Origin of the sequence: Emergencia sp. (assembly GCF_048465375.1) — a bacterium.
Classification (GTDB): domain Bacteria; phylum Bacillota; class Clostridia; order Peptostreptococcales; family Anaerovoracaceae; genus Senimuribacter.
Genome location: NZ_DBFWLQ010000022.1, coordinates 1 through 22,941, shown reverse-complemented (window position 1 = coordinate 22,941; position 22,941 = coordinate 1). Strand labels below are relative to the sequence as shown.

The window sequence follows — 22,941 nt, the reverse complement described above, 5'->3', positions numbered from 1 at the left end:
GTTATGATTATAGCAATGGCAAATGACCACGGTGGATTGGCACTGAAGAAAATAGTAAAAGAACATCTGATAGAAAGGGGATATAAAGTAGTGGACCTCGGAACGCATTCCGAAGAGTCCGTGGATTATCCCATCTATGGAAAGTCTTGTGGCGAGGCAGTTGCTTCCGGCAAAGCTGATTTAGGTGTTGTTGTCTGTGGCACAGGCATTGGAATTTCCATTGCAGCCAATAAGGTCAAAGGAATTCGCTGCGGTCTGTGCACATCTGTAGAGATGGCAGAACTGACGAAAAAACACAACAATGCCAATATATTAGCACTGGGAGGAAGGACGACTGACCCGGAACTGGCGATTCAGATCACCGATGCCTGGCTTGATACAGAATTTGAAGGCGGACGTCACAAGAGAAGAACAGATATGCTAGATGAAATGTAGATATAGATAAGACTTGGAGGAATTGTAATGAGCAAAGTATATGTATTCGACCATCCACTCATTCAGCACAAAGTAGCATTGATGAGACAGACCAGCACCAGCGTGAAAGACTTCAGGGAGTTGGCGAGAGAGATTGCCCTGCTCATGGGTTTTGAAGCAACCAGGAATCTTCCGTTGGAAGAGGTTGAAATCGAGACGCCGGTCTGTAAGACCAAGGTCAACATGCTGAAAGGTGAGGATATCGCCATTATCCCGATTTTAAGAGCGGGGCTGGGTTTTGTTGATGGAATGCTGGAACTAGTGCCTAACGCCAAAGTGGGACATGTTGGGTTATATAGGGATCCGGACACCCATGAACCTGTCGAATACTATTGCAAACTTCCAAAGGATATAGAGAAACGACAGATCTTTGTCGTCGATCCCATGCTGGCAACTGGCGGCAGTGCAGTCGCTGCGATTGACTTCATCAAACAGAGAGGCGGTACTAATATCACATTCATGTGTCTGATCGCAGCTCCAGAAGGAATTGAAGCATTGCAGAGCGCACACCCGGATGTAGATATCTATATTGCTGCCAAGGACGAGTGCCTCAACGAGAATGCCTACATCGTACCGGGTCTGGGGGATGCGGGGGATCGGTTGTACGGCACCAAATAAAAGAAAATAATTTATAGAAAGAGGAAAGATAGATGAAAAACTTTATACCGGATAGCGTAAGTAAATACGACAATGTTTATGATGTCCTGAAAGAGAGAGGCTTTATCGAGCAGGTAACTGATGAACAAGCCGTCAGAGAACTTTTAGGAAAAGAGAAAATCAAGTTTTATATTGGTTTTGACCCTACAGCCGATTGCTTGCATGTAGGCCACTTTATGCAAGTAATCATCATGATGTATATGCAGAAGTACGGCCATACTCCGGTAGTTCTTCTGGGCGGCGGAACCGGCATGGTCGGTGATCCATCAGGCAGACAGGATATGCGTCAGATGATGACCGTGGAAACGATTGATAATAACTGTGCAGCTTTTAAGAAGCTCTTCGATCAGTTCCTCGATTTTGACGACGAGTGGAAATATGAAGGAAACGAAGGTGTCTACTCTCCAGGGCATCAAAACAGAGACCCGATTCCAGGCAAAGCGATCAGCGTCAATAACGCTTCATGGCTGAGACCTCTGAACTATGTAGAGTTTGTAAGAGAAGTGGGGACTCACTTTAATGTAAACGAAATGCTGAGAGCTGAATGTTTTAAACAGAGAATGGCGGACGGACTGTCCTTCTTCGAATTTAACTACATGCTGATGCAGGGCTATGACTTCACTGTCATGGCAAGAGACTTCGGTGTCAAGATGCAGTTCGGCGGCAACGACCAGTGGTCCAATATTCTGGCAGGCAAGAGATTGTCCAGAAAATGGTGTGACATTGATGTAGAGGGTATGACTTTTGCGCTGCTCACCAACAGCGAAGGCCAGAAGATGGGCAAGACCATGAACGGAGCTTTGTGGCTTTCCGCGGATAGAGTTTCTCCGTATGAGTTTTTCCAATACTGGAGAAACGTCGCTGATGCAGACGTAGAAAAATGTCTGAGAATGCTGACCTTCCTGCCGATGGCGGAAGTAAAACGGCTTGCTTCTCTGGAAGGCGCTGCAATTAACGAAGCCAAGGAAATTCTCGCTTACGAAGTGACCAAGCTGGTTCACGGCGAAGAAGAAGCGAAGAAAGCCTTGGAAGGCGCGCGAGCTGCCTTTGGCGGCGGCGGAGATGCAGCCAACATTCCGACTACAGAAATGGCAGCTGCTGACTTCGAAGGTGAAGGCAAAGGTCTGATTTCCCTGATTAAAGAATTGGGACTGGTTCCAAGTAACGGTGAGGGCTTCAGAACCATCGAACAGGGTGGTCTTTCCGTCAACGGCGAGAAGGTGACGAATCCAAAGCAGAACGTAACCAAGGATATGTTCCAGGATGGAGAAATTCTGATCCAGAAAGGTAAGAAGAAGTTCCATAAGGTTGTAATCAAATAAGATGAGAATTACAAAAGAGCTGCCCGCGACAGGCAGCTCTTTTTTGTATAAGTAAAACCACGCGTTAGACGCGTGGTTCCGGAAAGGTTATACCTTTGAACAAAGAAACTCCTTCTGCTATACTTAGAATGCGGTCTGCCAACTGCAAACGAAGAAAGAGAAGGAGGACATTCAAATGAGTATGAATGACATTAACAGTTTATCGCATTCTAAGTGGAATTGCAAATACCACATTGTATTTGCGCCAAAATACAGAAGGAAGGCATTCTTTGGGGAACACAAGGATGCAATCGGTAAGATCCTGAGGCAGCTGTGTGAATGGAAGGGAGTGCATATCATCGCCGCAGAGATATGCCCTGACCACGTCCATATGCTGGTGGAGATCCCGCCGAAGTATTCCGTGTCAAAGTTCATGGGATACCTCAAAGGGAAGAGCAGCACCATGCTGTATGAACAGTTCGGTGAGCTAAAGTACAAATACCGCAACCGGGAGTTCTGGTGCAAGGGGTATTATGTAGACACCGTTGGGAAGAATGAGGCAAGGATTGCCGAATACATTGGGAACCAGCTTGAAGAAGACCGGCTGGGTGACCAGCTGACGATGGCCGGAGTGGGTCCGTTCAAGAATTCGAAGAAGTAAGATATGAAACACGCAGCTGGCAGACTGCTTACACGTTTGACGTGTCCGCGAGGAGCAGAGGGCTTTGCCCGTCAAACGAAAACCACGCGTTTGACGCGTGGCTGGTTTTTTGTCGTGGTGAATCTATAAGGATTTCATCAGAAATGAAATCCCTGTTTAATCTTATAGAATTTTGTGATAAAATAAGACAACAGATAAAAGGAGACAGGCAAAATGTTGGGATTAACAAACAGAGAAGCAGCGGATCGGCGAGAGCAAGGGCTTGCCAATGAACAGGTAAACTCGTCGACCCGCACAGTCAAAGAAATTGTCAAAGATAACGTATTCACCTACTTCAACCTGATTTTCACCGTTCTAGCGGTACTTTTGGTAGTAGTAGGCTCCTTCAAGGATCTTTCTTTTATGCTGATTGTCCTGGCGAACACTGCAATCGGTATTGCGCAGGAGATCAAGTCGAAGAATACCCTGGATAAACTGAAACTGCTGAAAATGCCAAAGGCCCACGTCATCAGAGACGGCAAAGAGACCACTGTTGCGGTGGAAGAACTGGTGCTGTCTGACTGTGTGATTCTGCGGGCGGGCAGTCAGGTTCCGGCCGACGCCAAAGTCGTCAGCGGCAGTATACAAGTCAATGAGGCATTGATTACAGGAGAAGCCGATGAAATCACCAAGGGAAAAGATGCACAGCTTCTATCTGGCAGTTTCGTGGTGTCTGGCGAGTGCGCGGCAGTGCTGACCGCTGTGGGGCGGGATTCTTACATATCAAAACTGACCATCGAGGCCACCAAAGATAAGGGCGGGGAACAGTCAGAAATGATCAAGTCTCTGGACAGGTTGGTCAAGACCGTCGGTATTATCATCATACCTGTAGGCATCGTTTTGTTCGTACAACAGTGCTACATTTTGAACGATAGTTTTTCAGAAAGTGTCACCTCCATGGTCGCTGCTGTTTTGGGCATGATTCCAGAGGGACTTTATATGACGGCCAGCATCGCCATGGTGGTCAGTGCCATGCGCCTGGCGCGGCAGGATGTCCTGGTCCAGAACATGAGGTGCATTGAAACTCTGGCCAGAGTTGATGTTTTATGTGTGGATAAGACCGGAACCATCACAGAAAATGAGATGAAAGTGGATAGTTTTGATCTGATTTACGACGGTATCAGCAAAGAGGAGATGGCACTGCTGATCGGCGATATGGCGCAGAGCCAGAATCCTGATAACATCACTATGGCGGCACTGCAGGCCTATTTCAATAAAGGCAGCGGCAGACATCCTAATACGGTCTGCCCGTTTTCCTCCAAATATAAATATTGCGGAGCCAGTTACAACGATGGAAATTTTGTTCTTGGCGCACCGGAATTTGTTTTGCGGGAAGGGTTTTCCCAATACGAAGAACAGATTAACAGCATCAGTGAACAGGGCTTTCGTGTTTTGGCCTTTGCCAAAATTGCCGATGTGCCAGAGGGACAGCCGTTGCAGGGACAGGCCCAGCTGCTGGCATTGGTCTATCTGACCAATCCGATTCGAAAAGCTGCGCCGGAAACCTTTGCGTATTTTGCTGAAAACGGCGTAGACATCAAAGTCATTTCGGGAGATAATCCGGTTACGGTTTCTAATATTGCACTGCAGGCCGGGATCAAGGACGCAGATATGTATATTGATGCGAGACAGCTGGTCAATCAGCGGGCGATTTATGAAGCTGTGGAACGGTATACTGTCTTTGGCAGAGTGACGCCGGAGCAGAAGAGGATGTTTGTCAAAGCCTTGAAGAAACAGGGCAAGACAGTGGGCATGACCGGCGATGGCGTCAACGATATTTTGGCGCTGCGTGACGCTGACTGTTCTATTGCCATGGCATCAGGCAGTGAAGCAGCCTCTAACGCGGCTCAATTGGTGCTGCTGGACTCTGACTTTTCTAAGATGCCTTCTGTCGTCGGCGAAGGAAGACGAGTGGTAAACAACATCGAAAAGACAGCCAGTTTGTTCTTGACAAAGAACATCTTTTCACTGCTGTTGGCACTCTTCTCCATGATCAGTGTCTTGTCGTATCCGTTAAAACCATCGCAGATTACGCTGATCAGTATGTTCACCATCGGCATGCCATCCTTCGTGCTTTCTCTGGAGCCGAACAAGAATTTGATCAAGGGTACGTTCTTCGGCAATGTCTTTAAGATGGCGGCGCCAGCGGGAATTACAACTTTTATCAGTGTCAGTTCCTTGGTAGTCTTTGGACAAGTGTTTGAAATTGATCCTGTGTGCATTTCCACAGCCTGCACCATCTTGGTAGGGTTGGTCGGATTCATGATTTTAGGGAAAGTGGCAAAGCCTGCTAACGGCCTGCACATCGCTTTGATTACGGTCATGGTATTGGGGATGGCCTTCTGCACCTTCTTTATGCCGGACCTGTTCGGAATCAACAGCATTTCCGGCCAGGCTGCGATGCTGCTGGTGGTATTTCTGATCGCTACAGAAGCGCTGTTCAGGTATATTTACAAATTCACCAGTTTGTGTGGGCGGATTCTCAACAAAAGACCGCGAAGAAAAAAAGAAAAGAAAACGAAATAGATAGGAATTTGAAAACGGCCGATGCTGCTGGGTGATAAACCCAGCCGTATCGGCTATTTTTATTCTGTAAGTAATATGGATGAAGGACGTATTTCCGTATGTTTTTTCGTTTGCTTTGCTCGAGCCATAAAGCTGGGACGAATATGCCCTTGCTGTTTGCAGTGACTCCTTTAAGACATAACATAGAAGGTGGAATTGAGATATGTTGTTATATTAATATAAAAAATATGCCGGAATATACAAAAATATTGTTGATAAAACACAAAAATAAGTGATATAATATTTTCGTCTTATTCATCATCAGATCAAGGTCTCCTTTGGCAGGAAACCTTTGCTGACATGACAGCGTTTAAGAGAGAGGGAATATAAAATGAAAAAAGCGATGATAAACTATATTGGCGTTTTAGCAGGGCTGGCGTTAGCCGCCTTTGGCGTGGTAGCCTTTATTCTGCCAAACGGCATCATGATTGGCAGTGCTACCGGTATCGGACGAATTGTACAGTATTTTTACGGGATTCCGGTCTCCTATACGGTAGCGGTAGTCAACGGTCTGCTCTTTGCCCTGGGTTTTGCCATGCTGGGGAAGAAGTTTGCCATATCTATTGTGGTCAGTACCTTCGCCTATCCTCTATTTATCAACTTCTTTGAGCGAATGGAGTTTTTGGCCGATATTACGGATAACGCCTTGCTAGCAGCCATCTATGGCGGCGTCTTCATTGGAATCGGTCTGGGCATTGTCATCAAAGCCGGTGCTTCTACAGGCGGTACAGACATTATCGCCATCATATGTAACCGTAAGCTGGGATTGCCGGTGGGACTGCCGATGTATCTCATTGATTTCACCATTTTGATATCTCAAGTATTTTTTGCAGACGGCAGTGAAGAGGTACTTCTCGGTATCATGATGACTTTTCTTTACTCTATGGTTGCAGACAAAGTGGTGGTGGCTGGAGGCGGCGCGGTGCAGCTTGTCATCATCAGCCAAAAGTATGAAGAAATCCGCTGCCGTCTGGCAGAGATGGTGGTCGGAACCACTGTATTCTACGGAGAGAGCGGTTACCTGGCTGATAAGCAGGACATTCTGCTTTGTGTGATTTCAGGGCGGGAATTGAACCGGGTGCAGAACGAAGTTCTCAATATCGATAGGGAAGCATTTATGACCATCAATAGTGTCAAAGAAGTCAAGGGACGGGGATTTTCCTTCGAAAGGGGAAAAGCAAAACAAATTCGCAGCGAAAAGGCCAAATTGTCGAGAGTTTAAATAGATATATGGATTGCAAAAAACGAACTAGTCCGAATCCGGACTAGTTCGTTTTGCAGTAGAAGATACTACTCACTTATGCGGTTCTGATGCTTCAGCCGTCTTGCGATATAGACAGCCGGCGTATCCAATAGGCTGGTTATGATATAGATGGCATAGCTGGAGATGCAGATGTTGAACAACGTCGCCAGGCTGTGCACACCGGCGAAGGCACCGAAGGTAAACAGGATCGTGTTCATCAGCTGTGATACCAGGGTAGAGCCGTTGTTGCGAATCCAGAGCCCTTTCTTTGAGTCACCCAAGAGTTTGGTAGTGTGCTTCCAAATAGCGTGATAGGCAAAGACATCAAAGACTTGTACGATGCCATAGACGCTGATGCTGACCAGCATCAGGCGAGGCGTATTGGAGAATACTGACCTGATGGCAGGCATGGCCCAATCGCTGCTGTTGGGTTCATAGAGAAACCAGGACTGGCTGATCAGAATAAAGACGATGCTGACGACGATGCCGATGCGGACCGCTTTGTTCGCATACGTCTTTCCTTCGGTTTCACTGAGGATGTCAGTGACCAAAAATGTAGACGCAAAGAGAACGTTGCCTAAGGTCTGTTCCATACCGAAGGCATCCACCAGGATTAAAACCTCGATATTGGCTGAGATGGTGGCAATGACGGTCCACATATAGAGTCCGGTTTTGCCAAAGAACTTGTAGAACAGCACCACGGCGCTGTAAATGCAGACCAGGCTGCAGAGCAGGATGATTTCGTTACGCACAGGGTTCACCTCCTACGCCGAAGTCGGTGTTCTCCAACAAAATATCTACACGGGAATTCCCCATATACTTAGGATATAGTTCTTTGAGAAAAATCTCAATAACGGCGGGGTCAGGTTTGATCGGTCTGCCGTTTTCCACCATGATGTTGATGCAGATTCGCTCAAAGTGGGTAAGGCCGGTCACGATATCCCGCTCCATGGTTTCTCTGCTCTGACCGGGCAGGCCGAAGAGCAGACAGCACTCGTCGAAGTCTGTGGCGATTTGGGCGGGATCACTGGCAGTGATGCCCTTGTCCAGATAACTCTCCCGAAACAGGGCGTCAAAGGTTTCTACGCCGATTTTGACTTTTACCAGGACGTTCAGGGCGGAGAAGGACGCCCGGAGGGCTTTGATGCCCTGACGATCGTTCCAGTGGCATTCAAAGTGAATCTCCCTAATGCCTTTACTGACACAGACTTTTTGGATCAAGTCCATGGTTTTCTGGTCAAGGTCTGAAAAACTGCCGGAATTGATGACTTCCAGCTTATGATAAAGGCCGGTGACTTTCGCCAGTTCCTTCTGGTTCAAAAGATAGTTTGCCTGTTCATCGGCACAAAAGTCCAGGTGATAGTCGCAAAATCTGCATCTGCGCCAGGTGCAGCCGCGGCCTCGCAGTAGGACGATTTCCCGCGGATTCTTTTCTTCGATGATGGAATAACGCTCCATTTTCCCTCCATTCCTCGTGACGAACAAAAAATGCGCACGGAAACCGCACGCAAAAAATGTCTATATTGGTTCCGTAGTTTTGTTTATAGACAGGATGGTCACGAACTGTCTGATGTAATTTACCTGTCTAATATAGCATATTTCCTGGCTGCTGTCAAAAATGTACGGGCAGGACTCGTGACAGAAGTGGCGCCTTGTGGTATACTATGCGTTAGACTAAATCATTTTTGATTGGAGAAGAAACGAAATGATATATCACAATGTGCTGGAAGCTATGGGCCATACACCCATGATTCAGTTAAATAAAATGGTCGATCCCGAGGGCGCCAGAGTGCTGGTGAAGTTCGAGGGACTGAATGTAGGCGGTTCTGTAAAGACTCGCACTGCCTTCAACATGATTACAAAGGCAGAAGAAGACGGTATTTTGAAAGCGGATTCTATTATCGTTGAACCGACCAGTGGCAACCAGGGAATCGGCCTGGCGCTGGTAGGTGCTGTAAAAGGTTATGAAACCATTATTATCATGCCAGACTCGGTCAGCCAAGAGAGAAGGATGTTGGTGGAACACTACGGAGCAACCGTAATCTTAGTTCACGATGCAGGCAATATCGGCGACTGCATCGAAGAATGCGTTGAAAAGGCAGCTCAGATGGCAGCAGAAAATCCGCGGGTCTTTGTACCGCAGCAGTTTGAAAATGAAGCAAATCCAATGGTGCACAGACATCATACCGGTCTTGAAATCTTAGAACAGGTGGCGGGACCAATCGACGGCTTTTGTTCAGGCATCGGAACAGGCGGCACCATCACCGGCATCGGTGAAACCCTGAAAGCGTTGAACCCGCAGATTGAAATCTGGGCGGTAGAGCCGGCAAACGCGGCCATTCTCGCTGGTGGTACAGTCAGCAATCACATTCAGATGGGAATCGGTGACGGCGTTATTCCTGCTGTGCTCAATCAGCAAATCTATGATGATATCTATATTGTCTCGGATGGAGAAGCGCTGCAGACTGCCAAAGATTTGGCGGCAAAAGAAGGGCTGATGTGCGGTATTTCCAGCGGAACCAATGTGGCAGCGGCAATCAAGCTGGCAAAAAAATTGGGAAAAGGTAAAACTGTGGTGACCATTTTGCCAGATACGGCGGAAAGATATTTCTCAACACCACTTTTTGAATAGGTAAACTTTGCTCAGGAAGAGAGGCGAATGCGAAAAAAGTGTTGCATTCGCCTTGATTTTGCTATATAATAGTTGTGCATTGTGTTTAAACGATGAATTGCAGGGCAGGTACCGAAAGCGTCCGCAAGCCCTGTGAGCTAAAAGTTTTTTAGTCATGTCGAAAAAGATTCCGTTGAATCCCAGTAGACAGCGCCGAAACAGATCTGTATGAGATCCCAGTAGGTAGAAAGGAAGAGGAAATGAAATCATACATTGCAAAACCTGCAGAGGTTGAACGTAAATGGTACGTTGTCGATGCAGAGGGCAAAACTCTTGGAAGACTCGCTTCTGAAGTAGCTTCCGTTTTAAGAGGAAAAAACAAGCCAATTTACACACCACACATTGACTGCGGAGATTATGTAATCGTAATCAATGCCGAAAAAGTCGAAGTAACTGGCAAGAAGAGAAAAGAAAAAATCTACAAGAGACACACTGGATATCCAGGTGGACTGAGAGAGTTGACTTTCGAAAAATTACAGGCTAAAAAGCCAGAAGAAATCATCAAGCACGCAATCAAAGGCATGCTTCCTGATGGAAAACTCGGCAGACAGATGTTTAAGAAGCTAAAAGTCTATGTTGGACCTGAACACGCACATGCTGCTCAGAAGCCAGAGACTTTAGAGATTTAGGGAAAGGGAGGAATAGACCATGGCAAAATTACAATACCAAGGAACAGGTAGAAGAAAACATTCAGTTGCTAGAGTTAGATTAATCCCTGGAACTGGAAAAATTACTGTAAACAAGAAAGATTTAGAAGATTACTTCGGAATGGAAATCGTGAAGAGAGAGGTTAAGAGACCTTTTGATATCGCAGGATGCCCAGGCAAGTTTGACGTGATCGCTACTGTTGCAGGCGGCGGATTCACTGGTCAGGCTGGTGCCCTGAGACACGGAATTTCAAGAGCTCTGTGCCAGGCAGACAGAGACGCTTACAGAGCACCTCTGAAAGCTGCAGGATTCTTAACAAGAGACTCCAGAATGAAGGAAAGAAAGAAGTACGGATTAAAGAAAGCAAGAAGAGCATCACAGTTCTCAAAGCGTTAATCGAGTATGCGAAACCTCCCGGGATTATGTTCCAGGGAGGTTTTTTAGTATAGAATGTCGATAAATGTAGAGCTTTTCATACATATTTTCCACTTGATTTGTGTTACACTGTGTTTACAGTAAGTTACATAAGAAAAGGGGAATTTTTATGAGATTGAAGAGCAGGGGAATGATCGTGTCATTATTGTCTAAAGTGGTTGATTTGATAACCGCAATTGTAATTAGCTTCGTGAAAGCTGCAGAAGCTTTCGAGTACAGCGTGGCGAAAAAGGGGATTGCTGCGCAAGTCTCTGAAGGTTCAGATGTAAAGAGAGAAAAAGTGTACTGCCGGACCAATTCCATGGCAGCTGTAAAATGGACTTCAAGGAAAAACCTAAGTTATATAACAAAAGCAAACAGAGATCTCAGTGGAACAGAAAGTGGCCAGACACAAGGCTATACCGTGTTCAAAGGGGGATAGAATATAGATAGAATACATAAAAGTATATTGCAGAATAGAAAGGAAAAGGGGGTGAAAGCCGCTAGCAAAGACAAATTACGTTACATCAATTGGGAATTTTAGTGAATGAAAAAAGTACAGCAAATATGGAAGACGGTGACGTTCATCGGTGCGGCCAGAGATAAGGGCCGGAATAGTGAGAAATAAGGAACGCTGGCACCTGGAACCAATTATGTGCTTTGCTTTATTGAACGAAATTTAAGTGCCTCCCTATCAGAAAAAAGATATGGGTTTATAATAAATGCTTCTTTTGAGGCTTTCGCATGGGACGAGCTTTGCTGGGCTCACCTGGGCGGAAGTCTCTTTTTTTATGCTGCCCATAGCCAGATGAGACCAATTTATGATAAAATAATTCCAGATTGTGTTTTATTTTTGCAAAGGAGTAGAAAGATGTTTTTGTATTTTGCCACTGGAATCGTCAACCTATGTTCTGAATTCAGCTTTTTCTATGCGTACTATGCCCTACAGGAAAAACGGTTTCCAATCGCAAAGATTATGATGCTTTCTGTAGCTTTAACAATCCTCGTGATGTTCATCAAACCGTTGCCGCAGTTTTTGAAGGTGCATTTTGGAATCAGTACGCTTTTGACTGGACATGTGATCAATCTTTCTCTTAACCTGTTGCTTCTGATGGCGGCAGGAGAAAGAGACCTCAAAAAAACCATGTTCTACGCCTTATTTTCCTACGTGCTGTGGTTTACCTTTTCCCTGGGATTTGCAGGTCTGTTGGATCTTTGGATCAGCAGCTGGATTCCTTCTGTGTATTTTGCATACCTTCTGAATATCCTGTTCAGTTTTTTGATGGTCGGAATCATCCATCTTGCCATTCCCAAATATGATTTGTGCAGGATCACGGCATATCTGCAGAATCAAACAGCCACCTATTCTAAAATCATAATACTGTATCTGGGATTTCTCTTTTTCACGACCATCATGGATTCTGTCAGAAGCAAAGAAGTTCACTATAGTACCACGCTGTTTCTGACTTGTCTGGTGGTTCTTGTCGTGCTGCTGGCCGTTCTGCGAAGCACTTCTGCCAGGATTTTGCTGGAGGACAAAGAGAAAATGCAAGAGACGGTTATCGCTCAGCAAAACATGTACATACAAAACCTGGAGGAAATTCACCAAAACATGCGCAGGCTGAGACACGACTATAAGAATATGGTTACCTCTTTGTATCTTCAGTCGAAGGAAGGCACCCTGCAGGATATGGAAGACACTATGGGGCAGATCCTCCATGACTTTGATATGGATATCGGCAAAAAGATGAACCTGACTAATCAACTGGCCAATGTGCAGGTGCTGGAACTGAAGAGCCTTTTGCTGAATAAGATCACAGAAATCAACCGCCTCCATATCGACTTTCATTTCGAAGTTCTTTATCCGGTAGACGATTTAATCATATCCAAGATGGATTTGATTCGTGCTGTCGGCATTTTGCTGGACAACGCTATTGAAGAGGTCAGCGGCAGCGGCGGAGACATCAGCTTGATGATATTGAAGGAAGAAAGAATGCTTACCTTTGTGATAGACAACAGTCTGCATCATGAAATCAGTATGGCGGAGTTGTACCGAGAGGGCTATACGACCAAAGGGGAAGGACGCGGAATCGGGCTGGGCAGCTACAGGAAATTAGTAGAAAAATACGATCACGTTTCTTCCCAGACCATGATTTCGGATGGGAGACTGATACAGGAATTTCGGATAGAGGTGGAATAGATGATTCATATTTACATTTGCGATGACGAGGACATCGTCAGAGAAAATATCAGGAGGATTATAGAGAAAAGCATCTTGATAGAAGCTTATGACATGAAAATAGAACGCAGTTGCGGTTCGCCGGCAGAACTGCTTGCCCATTTGGAGAAACCAGCGCAGAGGCGCAATTTGTATTTTCTGGATGTAGAGCTGAATTGCAAGGCATACGACGGATTCCAGCTGGGCAAGAAAATCCGCAGCCTTGATCCCCATGGCACCATCGCCTATATTACCAGCTATAAAGAGCTAGCCTATAAGACCTTCCAGTATCATGTGGAAGCCTTTGACTATATCGTCAAGGGTGATGGGCAGCTTCATGGTTCTGTTGTAAAGTGCTTGGCGTCTTTCACAGAGAGGATGAAGAGTGAAAACACGGATACTGACCAGTTCTACACATTGAGAACGGGAGATGTCATCAGGCATGTGCCATTAAGGGAAATTAATTTTTTTGAAACTTCATCAAAACCGCATTTCATCGTCTTACACGGTGAGCATCAGAGAATTGAGTTTTTGGGAAGTCTGCAGGATATTGAAGCAGAGTTGGCGGATCAGTTTATGCGGATTCACCGCTCTTATCTGATTGCTGTGGATAAGATTGAGGCCATCGACTTGAAACACAATCAGGTGACGGTGGGAGGTGAAGTCTGTCTCCTCTCGAAGAAGGAAAAATCCAGACTTCTTGCGAGGGTGAAACAGCTATAAGCCGCCGTTCAGGAAGTCACGGCCGCCGTTTAGGAAATATGCGGCAAATCTCTTCTGCAAAATGCTATGATTCTCCCATAAGTGAAAGGTATGATAACCTATTGAAGGAGGATTTATGAATACAAAGACGAAAGCGTTTCAAACGGGATTGCTCATAGTTTCAATTTTAGTTTTTATCGGATATTTTTTATCATTGTACAAAGGTAATGATAACAATATTTCCAACTATAATCTGCTGATACTAATTTTTGCTTGCTTTAACACCACTTTATATTCCAAAGAAAAATTGCAGAACAAAGCCTTAAACATTTTGGCTAAGTTGAATTGCGTATTGCTGGTGATTTGGGCGATTACAATAGTTGTTCAGATCTTCGCTGGTTGAATAATACTTATTACGGTAGTTTGTCCTAGCTGCAAATTTACCTTGCATTTCAAATCGAGTATGGTATACTATTTACAAAATTAATTGTTTTACCGCCGGGTAACGTCTATGATTCCCTCCGTTAGGCCATTGAAGGAGGAACTATAGGCGTTTTTAGTTTTTATCAACAGAAAGAGGTATCAATATGTTTAGAAACATGCGTCGAAGCAAACAGATTTTATCGCAGGCAGACAGTATCGCCATTCTTGAAAAGGCAACATCAGGGGTACTGGCTGTAGCTGGGGATGACGATTATCCATATGCTGTTCCCCTCAGCTTTGTTTATGCAGATGGCAAAATCTTCTTCCACTGCGCTAAAAGCGGCCATAAGCTGGATGCCATCGCGAGGAATAACAAAGTATCCTTTTGTATCATTGACGAGGATCAGATTGTGCCAGAGGAATATACTACATATTTCCGCAGTGTCATCGCCTTTGGCAAAGCCTGCATCCTAGAGGAAGAAGGAGAAAAGAGAAGTGCCATTGAAAAATTGGCAGCAAAGTATTCCCCGAATCAGGAGGAAGGAAGATTGAAAGAAATAGACGACCAGATCAGCCACATGTGCATGGTAGAAATTACCGTCGACCATTTGAGTGGAAAAGAGGCGATTGAGTTCGTCAAAGCTAAACAGAATCAATAAAAGGTAGTGTGTTTATGAAAAACAACAAGATGCTTTCACAGAGTATTGCAGATACTCTGCTTTCCATGATAACCATAGAAAAGCGATTTGCGGCTGGAGATAAACTGCCCAATGAAAATGAGCTTGCCGCAGAATTAAGCGTCAGCCGGACGACGATCAGAGAGGCAATCAAAACACTTGCGGCCCGCGATATCGTAGAAATCCAGCGGGGAAGAGGGACTTTTGTGACTCAGGGGGCCTCGGCGCAGAATCAAGAGCTGGAGCAGCTTACGTCAATCAAGGTCAACGCAAAGGACCTTTATGAGATGCGTTTGATCTTTGAGCCGGAAGCGGCTTATTTAGCGGCGGAGCGTGGAACAGAAGCGGAGATAAAACGAATCCTGGAATACGGACGGAAAGTAGAAGAACAGATTCATGCAGGAGAGGATCGGACTGAGACTGAGCAGGCTTTTCACAAAGCGATTGCCCAGGCGACACACAACGAGTTCATGAACCAATTGATGCCGATTCTGTTTCAGGCAATTTCCAAGGGTGTTTCACTCTCAGAGCAGAGTGACAAGGCCATTGCAGACACGCTGAATGACCACAGAATCATTATGGAATTTCTGCAGCAGCGCAATGCTGAAGGTACTAAAAATGCTATGAAAATTCATATTTTGCACGCTATCAAAGAATTAAATATCGGCTAGACTGGAAGAGGACTTGCAAAAAAGGCAAGTCCTTTTGCGTGAGACATCACACGATCTATTGACGTCATATGACTAGCGGAGGTATAATGACTGTGAAGAAACATCAACCTGATATTTATGGAGGAACGATGATGCAGGAAATTGATTTAAAGTCGTGGAAGAGAGCGATGCACTATCAAGTGTTTAGAAACAGTGTGCAGCCTCAGTATTGTGTGAGTTTTGAATTGGATATTACAAACTTTTTAGCAAAGATCAGAGAGCAAGGCCATTCTTTTACTTTTGCCTTTGTCTATGCCGTCTCAAAGTGCGCCAACGAAATTGAAGAGTTTCGCTGCCGATTTGTCGACGGCAACCCCGTGATTTACGAGAAAATCAATACTTCTTTTACCTATCTGGATCAGGAGACAGAGTTGTTCAAGGTGGTCAATGTTGAAATGCAGGATACGCTGGAAGAGTATATCGCTCTGGCGGAACACACAGAGAAGAACCAGAAGGTGTATTTCACAGGCCCTATGGCAAATGATGTCTTTCAGTTCTCACCTTTTCCGTGGGTATCTTTTACCCATATTTCTCATACGGATTCAGGCAATAGGGACAATGCGACACCGCTATTTGATTGGGGAAAATTCTACGAGCGGTCGGGAAAGATTTTGCTGCCTTTTTCTGTCCAGGTGCATCATTCTTTTGTCGATGGAATCCATATCGGCAAATTGTCACAACGACTGCAAAAATACCTGGACGAATTTGCTTAGAATCATAAGAAGTTGTGGAAATATTCGGAAATTCTGTGTATAATTGAACTATACGACAGAGAAAGGGATGAGCAAATGGAAAAACAACTATTTACAAATGAGATAATTTTGTCCTGGCTTCAGTATTTTGCAGAGAACACACCTGTGGATCTGGAGCAGATCAAGATGATGGATATTACAAAGAGAAACAAAAACCTGATTCCTACGGTAGAGTCGCATAAAGCGGTGTTGGCCTTTATGGAGGCTGGCGATCCGGAAATTTTTTATCACATGTGGAATGCCGGATTAGGGGACTGCGAAGTCTGGTACAATGAAGGCTCGCAGCCTGTAGGAGAAATCAAACATGACAAAGTCAGCGACATGATCAACCGGGGCATTAACGAATCCGCCGGCATGCTGGTGGTAAACCCAAATGCCCGCAATACATATAAACTAGGGCTGGACAGTTTGAATTTCCGTCAGGGTTCCTCTCGCCGTCTGGGCAGTGAAATTCGTTCTGTCATTCTTGGCAAAATGCACATCAGCCACGAGGACACAATCTGCGTCATCAACGGTGAAAGCATCGCCATCGAAGCTGCCTTTATGGCCAGTGAGGGTACAGTGATCGCTGTCGAATATAACCAGAAAGAACGGGATGCGATGGAAGACAACATCGGCTATTTTGACCTGCGCAATGTGACGGTGGTGGATCACGTAGATGAAGAGGCGCTGAAAGATATGCCGGTGCCTTCAATTGCATTTTTGGCGGCTTCTGCCAGCATGGAGCAGGAAATTGAATGCCTGCTCAAGCTGAATCCGCTGATCAATATCGTGGTCTACACCCTTGATTTCGTGGTAGCGGGAAATATGCGCAGCTTGTTTGAAAGATACGGCATCAAAGAAGCTGAAGTCATTCAGATTGCAGTATCAAAGCTGGGACCGAAAAACGCTTTTGACCTGCAGCCAGCACCGTGGATTGTCTCCGGCAAAGCAGAAACAAAAAATGTTTAATAGGAGCGAAGCTGAGGCTCCGTTCCTAGCAGTCAAAAAGCAGGTATGAAAGTATCTGCTTTTTCTTTACCCTGCTATTTTTCACATGTGATATTCCCCAACAATAATAATGATCTGGGGATTTTGAGAATTGTTGTCGTAAAGGGCGAAGGAAAAACCCGCAGAACTAAGCCTGCGGGTCTATTAATAGCGTGGGTCTTTACTATTTAGCGATTCTGATCGCTTTGTTGGACCACTTGGTGTAAACTTTTTCACCATCGATTTTTCTGACACCTCTTACCTTGTAGTAGTATCTGGCGCCTTTTTTCAAAGCCTTCGTATTTTTGTAGCTCTTCTGGGTGCCATTCTTTGTGGTATAGAATGCCTTTGTTCCATATCCGCTGTTTTTCTTTGTGGAACGAAATACCTGATAGTAGTCCACTTTGTAGCCTGCAGATTTCTTCCACTTAACTGTGATAGATTTCTTCTTGGCAGACGACCATGCTTTGATGGTCGTGGCTTTCACGCCGGCTTTAATTCTGCCAATCTTTGCCTTCTCCTGCTCTGCGATGACCTTGTCTGCCTCTTCTGCTGCTAAGATGGCATAGGCTGAGAAATGCCCTGTGTTAAAGGTATAAGTACCGTCAGCATTTTTGGCGCCATCTACTTCGTGGTACACGCTTTCATCATCGATGTATACGCATACGACTTCCTTGTCCTTCAAGGCTGCTGGAAGCGCTAAGGTTACTTTTACATTGCCGCCCTTGAAGTCGGTGATGTTGCCGTTTGCCGTTACGACCTTCAGCTTAACCTGAACCTGGATGTCGTCTTCTTTTACCTTCTCCACGATGATGGAGACAGTGCCTGTAGCTGCTTTCTCTGCCACTGCTTCTGCCGCCTTCTGGTCAAAAACAATCTCCGCTGCATCCGTTTTGAAGATAACGTCTGCATCGGTTTTTTCAACAATAGCATTGACTGTTTCTGCAGGAAGTCTGACCTCTGCAGCCTTAGCGTCAGCTTTTGTCGTAGTCGCATCGATGATAACTTCCTTAGATTGGTTCGCAACGGCCTTGTCCACAATCTTGTCAGCAGTGATTTTGTCAACGGTTGCGGTTGTGTTGCCGTCCGTTCCAGTCGTAGTTGTTATATCTGCTGTCGTGGTCTTCTCCGCCGTGTTGTTGGTAACGTTGTCACTCGGTATAACTGTACCGCCACCGCTGATTGGAGGAGCAGCCTGTATTTTACTATGGAAATAGGTTTTTGTTTTATATGCAGATATATCGGTTTCTCCTGAAAATGGAGAATTTTCAGCAGCTGTAGCGCTGTCTTTGTCATTTCCGATTAAAATTTCGACTTTTTTGCCTGCTGCAGGAGTAACCGTGGCAGATGTCAAGGCGCCGATACTGCCGAGCGTACCTGTTGCTGTGACATCGGAATTCCCTTTGATAGCCAAAGAACCACGTGACCAAATTCCTAAATCTGCTGTCGATTCCGCTTTTACGATACTATCTGCAATTTCCAGTGCGCTCCCGCTGAACAATGCAGGATAGTAACTCTTCGCTGTAACGTCTGCATTTCGGATAGTCAGCGTGTTAGCGGCCAAAATAGCATTTTCTTCTCCACTTTTACTTTCCGCCTTTACAATGCTATCTGAAATCTCTATAGCATTCTTGCTGTTTAATGCCGGCCATACACTTTCAGCCGTTACTGACGAGTTGTTTTTTATCGTAAGAATATCGTCTGCAAAAATTGCATTGCTTTGGACAGTATCCAGATCGACAGTTGAATGATCAACCGTTACACTGCTTCCGGCAATGCCGGTATCATAATAATCGTTAGCAATTCCCGGTGTACCTTCATGTGTAACAGAGCCGTTGATGCTGCTATCTGTAATTGTAACAATTCCGCCGGTATTTATTGCTTGTAAAGAATTTGTTACTTCCATTTTGGAGTTTTTAATCGCTATATCTTGGTCTAGCGTAACTGCAATGGAATCTAAATTTTCTCCTGTAATTGTAACTGCATCAAGTGTAATTGTTGATGCAGAGCGGATGCCCGTGCTTGGGAAGTAAATATTAGAAGAGAATCTGTTCGCAGCCCAATCTTTGATGGTTAGAGCCGCATCTTTAATTGAGACTGCCCCTTTTGCGTCTATGGCGTCATGGGTTGTAGCTGGATCCACTTGGCGGCTTATGTTGATGCTCAATTTCCCTGAACCGGAAATATGCAGTGTGCCGTCTGTCATAATCCCGCCGCCAAGGGCTGTATTTTCGCCATCACCAATCACATTTTCTCCGACAAGGACGATGTTCAAATTACAATTAGCTCTGATTCCAACATTTATTCCGTAGAGGGGTGCAGTGTCGGGACCACCGGCATTGATAACCGCATTGGTCAATGTAAGCGTTTGTGCTGTAGGATTGTAAACCGCTGTACCGACTCCGCACTGTACAGTGTTGCTGGCCGCAGTTATTATATTAGTACCATTTACCCAGATTTCATTTGTTTGTGCATGAACATCCGCCACTGGCATAAGGGGGATCATCATCATGACTGCCAGCAGACATGCACCTCCCTTTTTCATCCATTTCTTTATCATTCCTTCTCGTTCTCCTTTCGTTTGATCTGTATTACTGATACATCACCGTGCATATCAATCATGCATGTCGGGGTTTTGTTCAACTGCCAGGGCTTGGTATCCCTGCTGGTTTTCCTTTTCCTACAACTCCCTTTGTAAAAAAGTATGCCTTTACAACATCATCCCAATTTCACTCTAAAGCATAAAAACTTGCTTGTTTTCCTCTTTCAAACAGTGTAAAATATAAAGTGGTAGTTAGTCATGCAAAATAGTTGCTTAAAGGCATACCTTTACAAAACCAGATAATTTCCCTAAGATTCCTCTTGTATGATACAGACACAGGAGGTGTTTTATTTTATGGAACAACAGGTTTATGGCTACATGAGAGTATCCAGTGTGGAGCAGAATGTAGAGCGTCAAAGGCAGGAGTTGGTACGCTGGGGCATTATGGAAAAGCATATTTATACGGACAAGGTATCCGGCAAAGATTTCAACCGCCCGAGCTATCAAAATATGCGGAAGAAGCTGAAAAAAGGAGATGTCCTTGTGATAAAGTCTATTGACCGCTTGGGACGTAACTATGAGGAAATACAAAGTGAGTGGCGGTATATTGTAAAAGAGCTAAAGGCAGATATTGTAATTATTGATATGCCCATCCTAGATACCCGTACCAACAAGGACTTGATAGGCACAATCATTTCTGATATTGTCCTACAGCTTTTATCCTATGTGGCACAGGCAGAACGAGAGTTCAACCACCAAAGGCAAGCGGAAGGTATCGCTATCGCACGGGCGAATGGTAAGCATTTAGGCAGACCACGAAAGCCCTATCCCGCTGATTTTGATGCCTGCCTCAAATCATGGCAAGACGGGCATATAACTTTTGAAAAGATGGCAGAACGGCTTCGTTTGACTGAGGGGGAACTTCGCTGGCTCGTACGACGCAGAAATAAAGAATAAAATAATCAAAAAGGCTTGCCAGACATACTGCATTGTATGAAAGCAAGCCTTTTTCTCTATGTGGAAATAGGAATCTTGAAGCCCTAGCCCGATTTACTTTAAGCAAATCGTTGGCAGGTCTCATGCGAAAAGTCCCCAAATCTCGATTTGACGGACTTGACCGCTTGATTCCGTTATTTCCTCGTTTTTTATACGCCCTTTTTCTTTTTTGGCTTGGGCATTGGCAGTTCATTGTAAGTGGCTGCAATAAAACGGCTCATCAGATCGTAGTCGTCTACTTTGTCGATGAGAAAATGCGGTTTGGCGCCCTCATAAGGAGGCGCTTCCTCACAGTCTGGATAAAGAAGTGCGCCTGCTTTGGTCTTTTTAATGTACAGCTGATTGTCGCAGATGACGCCAATGAATTTTCCATCGCAGTAAACGCCATATTCCCCAAACATCTTCTTATAAGAGATTTCTCCGGCACCGCCTATTTGATCACAGATGTAATCCACATAGTCTAAAGTTGAAGCCATGGTTTACACCTGCCCTTTCAGCCAAATCCGGCACTGCTCGATTCTCTTCCCATCATCACCCTGTGCTTCGTCGTGGGCAAATTGATTCAGCAGTTCGCAAGGGAATTCCTTACATTGTCCACAGTGATTGTGCTTTTTTTCTTCACAGCATGACTTTACGGGACAGCTGTCGCCCCAGAAAGGCTTGTCCATATGTACACATCCCGGGCAATTCATCTGCTCGCGATAGTCGCAGTCTCTGCACTTTAATCCACATCTCGATTCTATCATGATTATTTCCTCCTTGTTCTGTGATTGTACCATGAACAACACGACAACTGCCTGTCATGTTGCTTTCCCTTCTGATGCCATTTTTTGAACGAGGATTATCCGTCAGACATCCATCTCCAGTACAGCCTTTGCTGACCTGTACCTATCAACTCGAAGGTCGTCCGGTTCCAAAATGCGAACCAGATCTCCAAAACTAAATACCCACTCGCGCATATTTTCATAGCTGGCAAAATCTTGTTCAAGGAGCAGTTCGCCGTTTTCCTGGGTAGAAAAGGAGTCGATGCCATATTCTTCGATCAGTCTGTACTTTGCTGTTGGTGAAAAAAGGGCCTTTAGATGGATTCGGCTGGAAGCAAAGTAACTTTCAAAGTTCAGCTTATCTTCGGGCACCGTACGGCGTGAATAGGTTTTGTCTGACAAAGCTAAATCCCAGAGACGATTCAACTTGAAGAGGCGGTAGTCCATTCTATCCAGGCAGTAGCCAAAGACGTACCAGGCAGACCATTTGAACACCAGATGATAAGGCTCCACTTTGCGCCTCTGCTCGCCCTTTTGATAGTAATACTGAAATGAAATGATATTTTGCGTGGCAATGGCCTGTTTGATCGTTTCGATTTTCTGCGTCAGTGGGATTTGATAGTGTGATGCTAAGTCGATAATGATCGTATCTTTTGCGCAGACTCGATGCTCTTTGCTGGAAAGCTTATCCAAAAGTTTTGTTTGATGTGATGCGCGGGATACGGTGTCGATCCCCTTCAGTCCGGCTAATATGGTTTGCAGTTCCTCTTCTGTAAACAGGGATTTGTCAATTTTATACCCATCTGCGATAGAAATGCCGCCTCCATAACCCTGACTGGTAATCAAAGGAATCCCAGCCTTGCAGATATCTTCAATATCCCTATTGATGGTTCGTCTTGACACCTCAAAACGCGCTGCCAGCTCTGGTGCAGTGATCTTATCCTGCTGTAATAAAATTGTAATGATGCCAATCAGGCGGTCGATTTTCATATAGCTATCCTCCTCGGTGGAATGAATTTGCTTTGGTGTCTCCATTGACGTTGCTAACCACATTATACCATGTGCATTCCGCTGAATATAGAATCGAAGCACATGATTCAATGAACGCTTCCTTGCAGCAACGCTGGTCGAACGTTGCGTTCATTATACATGCCACACCTGAGCTAGGCAAGATAAAATCTGTGTACTTAGCATAGTCTCGGCGGGAAACTCAGAGAAAAGCATTTAGTGTATTTGTAGTCCGCAGCTGGACACTTTAGAAAAAAAGTACGGAACATTTATTGCGAAGCAGGTCGGTTGCGGACTGCCAAAGGCGGTTTCAGTTGTCAAACAGTCCGCAGCTGGGCACTTTAGAAAAAAAGTGCGGAACATTTATTGCGAAGCAAGTCGGTTGCGGAGTCAAGTCCAAAATTGTGTGTAAATTAATATCGGTATATACAGGCGGCATTTGCCGCCTGTAACGTTAACAACACTAGAGCTTATCGGGCTGTAAGCTTCTTCATTTCATAATACTCC

At 45.1% G+C, this 22,941-nt stretch carries 24 protein-coding genes; 18 read left to right on the top strand and 6 right to left on the bottom strand.

What is annotated here, in order from left to right:
• Nucleotides 1-3 precede the first annotated feature (3 nt).
• From rpiB to ACMQ5W_RS14490, 6 genes are all read left to right on the top strand, one after another.
• Nucleotides 4-435 (top strand): ribose 5-phosphate isomerase B, encoded by a 432-nt coding sequence (gene rpiB / locus ACMQ5W_RS14515; RefSeq protein ID WP_419025789.1) that lies wholly within the window; start codon nt 4-6, stop codon nt 433-435.
• A 27-nt stretch (nt 436-462) separates the two neighbouring features.
• On the top strand, nt 463-1,092 hold the full coding sequence (gene upp / locus ACMQ5W_RS14510; RefSeq protein WP_419025788.1) for a uracil phosphoribosyltransferase: 630 nt from the start codon (nt 463-465) through the stop codon (nt 1,090-1,092).
• Nucleotides 1,093-1,124: 32 nt separating this feature from the next.
• Nucleotides 1,125-2,453: a tyrosine--tRNA ligase gene (tyrS, locus tag ACMQ5W_RS14505; protein ID WP_148490921.1), complete on the top strand. Its 1,329-nt coding sequence runs from the start codon at nt 1,125-1,127 to the stop codon at nt 2,451-2,453.
• Nucleotides 2,454-2,634: 181 nt separating this feature from the next.
• Entirely contained in the window at nt 2,635-3,093 is a 459-nt protein-coding gene (gene tnpA, locus ACMQ5W_RS14500; RefSeq protein ID WP_419025863.1) for an IS200/IS605 family transposase, read from the top strand.
• 213 nt (nt 3,094-3,306) lie between these two features.
• The gene (locus ACMQ5W_RS14495; protein ID WP_419025787.1) at nt 3,307-5,658 is read left to right on the top strand and encodes an HAD-IC family P-type ATPase; all 2,352 of its coding nucleotides are present in this window, start codon (nt 3,307-3,309) and stop codon (nt 5,656-5,658) included.
• A gap of 370 nt (nt 5,659-6,028) precedes the next feature.
• Nucleotides 6,029-6,919 carry a YitT family protein gene (locus tag ACMQ5W_RS14490; protein WP_419025786.1) on the top strand — a complete coding sequence of 297 codons (891 nt, stop codon included), beginning with the start codon at nt 6,029-6,031 and terminating at the stop codon, nt 6,917-6,919.
• A gap of 68 nt (nt 6,920-6,987) precedes the next feature.
• Here ACMQ5W_RS14490 and ACMQ5W_RS14485 read toward each other — a convergent pair whose 3' ends face one another.
• Entirely contained in the window at nt 6,988-7,692 is a 705-nt protein-coding gene (locus tag ACMQ5W_RS14485) for a queuosine precursor transporter (RefSeq protein ID WP_419025785.1), read from the bottom strand.
• Nucleotides 7,685-8,398 carry a radical SAM protein gene (locus ACMQ5W_RS14480; protein WP_419025784.1) on the bottom strand — a complete coding sequence of 238 codons (714 nt, stop codon included), beginning with the start codon at nt 8,396-8,398 and terminating at the stop codon, nt 7,685-7,687. Before ACMQ5W_RS14480 ends, ACMQ5W_RS14485 begins: the two co-directional genes overlap by 8 nt.
• Before the next feature lie 247 nt (nt 8,399-8,645).
• On the opposite strand from ACMQ5W_RS14480, the gene cysK reads away from it, so the two are divergent.
• From cysK to ACMQ5W_RS14425, 11 genes are all read left to right on the top strand, one after another.
• Entirely contained in the window at nt 8,646-9,572 is a 927-nt protein-coding gene (gene cysK, locus ACMQ5W_RS14475) for a cysteine synthase A (protein ID WP_148490930.1), read from the top strand.
• A 239-nt stretch (nt 9,573-9,811) separates the two neighbouring features.
• Complete coding sequence (gene rplM / locus ACMQ5W_RS14470) at nt 9,812-10,240, top strand: 50S ribosomal protein L13 (RefSeq protein WP_148490932.1); 429 nt, start codon at nt 9,812-9,814, stop codon at nt 10,238-10,240.
• A gap of 19 nt (nt 10,241-10,259) precedes the next feature.
• The gene (gene rpsI, locus ACMQ5W_RS14465; protein WP_148490934.1) at nt 10,260-10,655 is read left to right on the top strand and encodes a 30S ribosomal protein S9; all 396 of its coding nucleotides are present in this window, start codon (nt 10,260-10,262) and stop codon (nt 10,653-10,655) included.
• Nucleotides 10,656-10,803: 148 nt separating this feature from the next.
• Entirely contained in the window at nt 10,804-11,115 is a 312-nt protein-coding gene (locus ACMQ5W_RS14460; RefSeq protein WP_419025783.1) for a hypothetical protein, read from the top strand.
• A 429-nt stretch (nt 11,116-11,544) separates the two neighbouring features.
• Nucleotides 11,545-12,873, top strand: a complete 1,329-nt coding sequence (locus ACMQ5W_RS14455; RefSeq protein ID WP_419025782.1) for a sensor histidine kinase — start codon at nt 11,545-11,547, stop codon at nt 12,871-12,873.
• Nucleotides 12,874-13,614, top strand: coding sequence for a LytR/AlgR family response regulator transcription factor (locus tag ACMQ5W_RS14450; RefSeq protein ID WP_419025781.1), 741 nt, complete (start codon nt 12,874-12,876; stop codon nt 13,612-13,614).
• Between the two features lie 115 nt (nt 13,615-13,729).
• Nucleotides 13,730-13,996, top strand: a complete 267-nt coding sequence (locus ACMQ5W_RS14445) for a hypothetical protein (protein ID WP_419025780.1) — start codon at nt 13,730-13,732, stop codon at nt 13,994-13,996.
• 184 nt (nt 13,997-14,180) lie between these two features.
• Entirely contained in the window at nt 14,181-14,675 is a 495-nt protein-coding gene (locus ACMQ5W_RS14440; protein WP_419025779.1) for a pyridoxamine 5'-phosphate oxidase family protein, read from the top strand.
• A gap of 14 nt (nt 14,676-14,689) precedes the next feature.
• Nucleotides 14,690-15,364 (top strand): FadR/GntR family transcriptional regulator, encoded by a 675-nt coding sequence (locus ACMQ5W_RS14435; RefSeq protein ID WP_419025778.1) that lies wholly within the window; start codon nt 14,690-14,692, stop codon nt 15,362-15,364.
• A gap of 86 nt (nt 15,365-15,450) precedes the next feature.
• Nucleotides 15,451-16,116 carry a CatA-like O-acetyltransferase gene (locus ACMQ5W_RS14430; RefSeq protein WP_419025777.1) on the top strand — a complete coding sequence of 222 codons (666 nt, stop codon included), beginning with the start codon at nt 15,451-15,453 and terminating at the stop codon, nt 16,114-16,116.
• A 75-nt stretch (nt 16,117-16,191) separates the two neighbouring features.
• Nucleotides 16,192-17,106, top strand: a complete 915-nt coding sequence (locus tag ACMQ5W_RS14425; RefSeq protein WP_148490949.1) for a precorrin-6B methylase — start codon at nt 16,192-16,194, stop codon at nt 17,104-17,106.
• 202 nt (nt 17,107-17,308) lie between these two features.
• Here the strand turns inward: ACMQ5W_RS14425 and ACMQ5W_RS14420 are convergent, their stop codons facing one another.
• Entirely contained in the window at nt 17,309-19,684 is a 2,376-nt protein-coding gene (locus tag ACMQ5W_RS14420) for a hypothetical protein (RefSeq protein WP_419025776.1), read from the bottom strand.
• 336 nt (nt 19,685-20,020) lie between these two features.
• On the opposite strand from ACMQ5W_RS14420, the gene ACMQ5W_RS14415 reads away from it, so the two are divergent.
• The gene (locus ACMQ5W_RS14415) at nt 20,021-20,623 is read left to right on the top strand and encodes a recombinase family protein (protein WP_148490953.1); all 603 of its coding nucleotides are present in this window, start codon (nt 20,021-20,023) and stop codon (nt 20,621-20,623) included.
• A gap of 188 nt (nt 20,624-20,811) precedes the next feature.
• Here the strand turns inward: ACMQ5W_RS14415 and ACMQ5W_RS14410 are convergent, their stop codons facing one another.
• The 3 genes from ACMQ5W_RS14410 to ACMQ5W_RS14400 all read right to left on the bottom strand — a co-directional run bounded on the left by ACMQ5W_RS14410 (nt 20,812) and on the right by ACMQ5W_RS14400 (nt 22,416).
• Nucleotides 20,812-21,138, bottom strand: coding sequence for a TfoX/Sxy family protein (locus ACMQ5W_RS14410; protein WP_148490955.1), 327 nt, complete (start codon nt 21,136-21,138; stop codon nt 20,812-20,814).
• A 3-nt stretch (nt 21,139-21,141) separates the two neighbouring features.
• The gene (locus ACMQ5W_RS14405; RefSeq protein ID WP_419025775.1) at nt 21,142-21,408 is read right to left on the bottom strand and encodes a DUF3795 domain-containing protein; all 267 of its coding nucleotides are present in this window, start codon (nt 21,406-21,408) and stop codon (nt 21,142-21,144) included.
• A gap of 102 nt (nt 21,409-21,510) precedes the next feature.
• Complete coding sequence (locus ACMQ5W_RS14400; protein WP_419025774.1) at nt 21,511-22,416, bottom strand: helix-turn-helix transcriptional regulator; 906 nt, start codon at nt 22,414-22,416, stop codon at nt 21,511-21,513.
• Nucleotides 22,417-22,941 lie beyond the last annotated feature (525 nt).

Excerpts from the sequence above, each read along its gene's own strand:
- rpiB (WP_419025789.1), top strand. The coding sequence starts at position 4 with ATGATTATAGCAATGGCAAATGACCACGGTGGATTGGCACTGAAGAAA.
- upp (WP_419025788.1), top strand. The coding sequence starts at position 463 with ATGAGCAAAGTATATGTATTCGACCATCCACTCATTCAGCACAAAGTA.
- tyrS (WP_148490921.1), top strand. The coding sequence starts at position 1,125 with ATGAAAAACTTTATACCGGATAGCGTAAGTAAATACGACAATGTTTAT.
- tnpA (WP_419025863.1), top strand. The coding sequence starts at position 2,635 with ATGAATGACATTAACAGTTTATCGCATTCTAAGTGGAATTGCAAATAC.
- ACMQ5W_RS14495 (WP_419025787.1), top strand. The coding sequence starts at position 3,307 with ATGTTGGGATTAACAAACAGAGAAGCAGCGGATCGGCGAGAGCAAGGG.
- ACMQ5W_RS14490 (WP_419025786.1), top strand. The coding sequence starts at position 6,029 with ATGAAAAAAGCGATGATAAACTATATTGGCGTTTTAGCAGGGCTGGCG.
- ACMQ5W_RS14480 (WP_419025784.1), bottom strand. The coding sequence starts at position 8,398 with ATGGAGCGTTATTCCATCATCGAAGAAAAGAATCCGCGGGAAATCGTC.
- cysK (WP_148490930.1), top strand. The coding sequence starts at position 8,646 with ATGATATATCACAATGTGCTGGAAGCTATGGGCCATACACCCATGATT.
- rplM (WP_148490932.1), top strand. The coding sequence starts at position 9,812 with ATGAAATCATACATTGCAAAACCTGCAGAGGTTGAACGTAAATGGTAC.
- rpsI (WP_148490934.1), top strand. The coding sequence starts at position 10,260 with ATGGCAAAATTACAATACCAAGGAACAGGTAGAAGAAAACATTCAGTT.
- ACMQ5W_RS14460 (WP_419025783.1), top strand. The coding sequence starts at position 10,804 with ATGAGATTGAAGAGCAGGGGAATGATCGTGTCATTATTGTCTAAAGTG.
- ACMQ5W_RS14455 (WP_419025782.1), top strand. The coding sequence starts at position 11,545 with ATGTTTTTGTATTTTGCCACTGGAATCGTCAACCTATGTTCTGAATTC.
- ACMQ5W_RS14450 (WP_419025781.1), top strand. The coding sequence starts at position 12,874 with ATGATTCATATTTACATTTGCGATGACGAGGACATCGTCAGAGAAAAT.
- ACMQ5W_RS14445 (WP_419025780.1), top strand. The coding sequence starts at position 13,730 with ATGAATACAAAGACGAAAGCGTTTCAAACGGGATTGCTCATAGTTTCA.
- ACMQ5W_RS14440 (WP_419025779.1), top strand. The coding sequence starts at position 14,181 with ATGTTTAGAAACATGCGTCGAAGCAAACAGATTTTATCGCAGGCAGAC.
- ACMQ5W_RS14435 (WP_419025778.1), top strand. The coding sequence starts at position 14,690 with ATGAAAAACAACAAGATGCTTTCACAGAGTATTGCAGATACTCTGCTT.
- ACMQ5W_RS14430 (WP_419025777.1), top strand. The coding sequence starts at position 15,451 with ATGACTGTGAAGAAACATCAACCTGATATTTATGGAGGAACGATGATG.
- ACMQ5W_RS14425 (WP_148490949.1), top strand. The coding sequence starts at position 16,192 with ATGGAAAAACAACTATTTACAAATGAGATAATTTTGTCCTGGCTTCAG.
- ACMQ5W_RS14420 (WP_419025776.1), bottom strand. The coding sequence starts at position 19,684 with ATGATAAAGAAATGGATGAAAAAGGGAGGTGCATGTCTGCTGGCAGTC.
- ACMQ5W_RS14415 (WP_148490953.1), top strand. The coding sequence starts at position 20,021 with ATGGAACAACAGGTTTATGGCTACATGAGAGTATCCAGTGTGGAGCAG.
- ACMQ5W_RS14410 (WP_148490955.1), bottom strand. The coding sequence starts at position 21,138 with ATGGCTTCAACTTTAGACTATGTGGATTACATCTGTGATCAAATAGGC.
- ACMQ5W_RS14405 (WP_419025775.1), bottom strand. The coding sequence starts at position 21,408 with ATGATAGAATCGAGATGTGGATTAAAGTGCAGAGACTGCGACTATCGC.
- ACMQ5W_RS14400 (WP_419025774.1), bottom strand. The coding sequence starts at position 22,416 with ATGAAAATCGACCGCCTGATTGGCATCATTACAATTTTATTACAGCAG.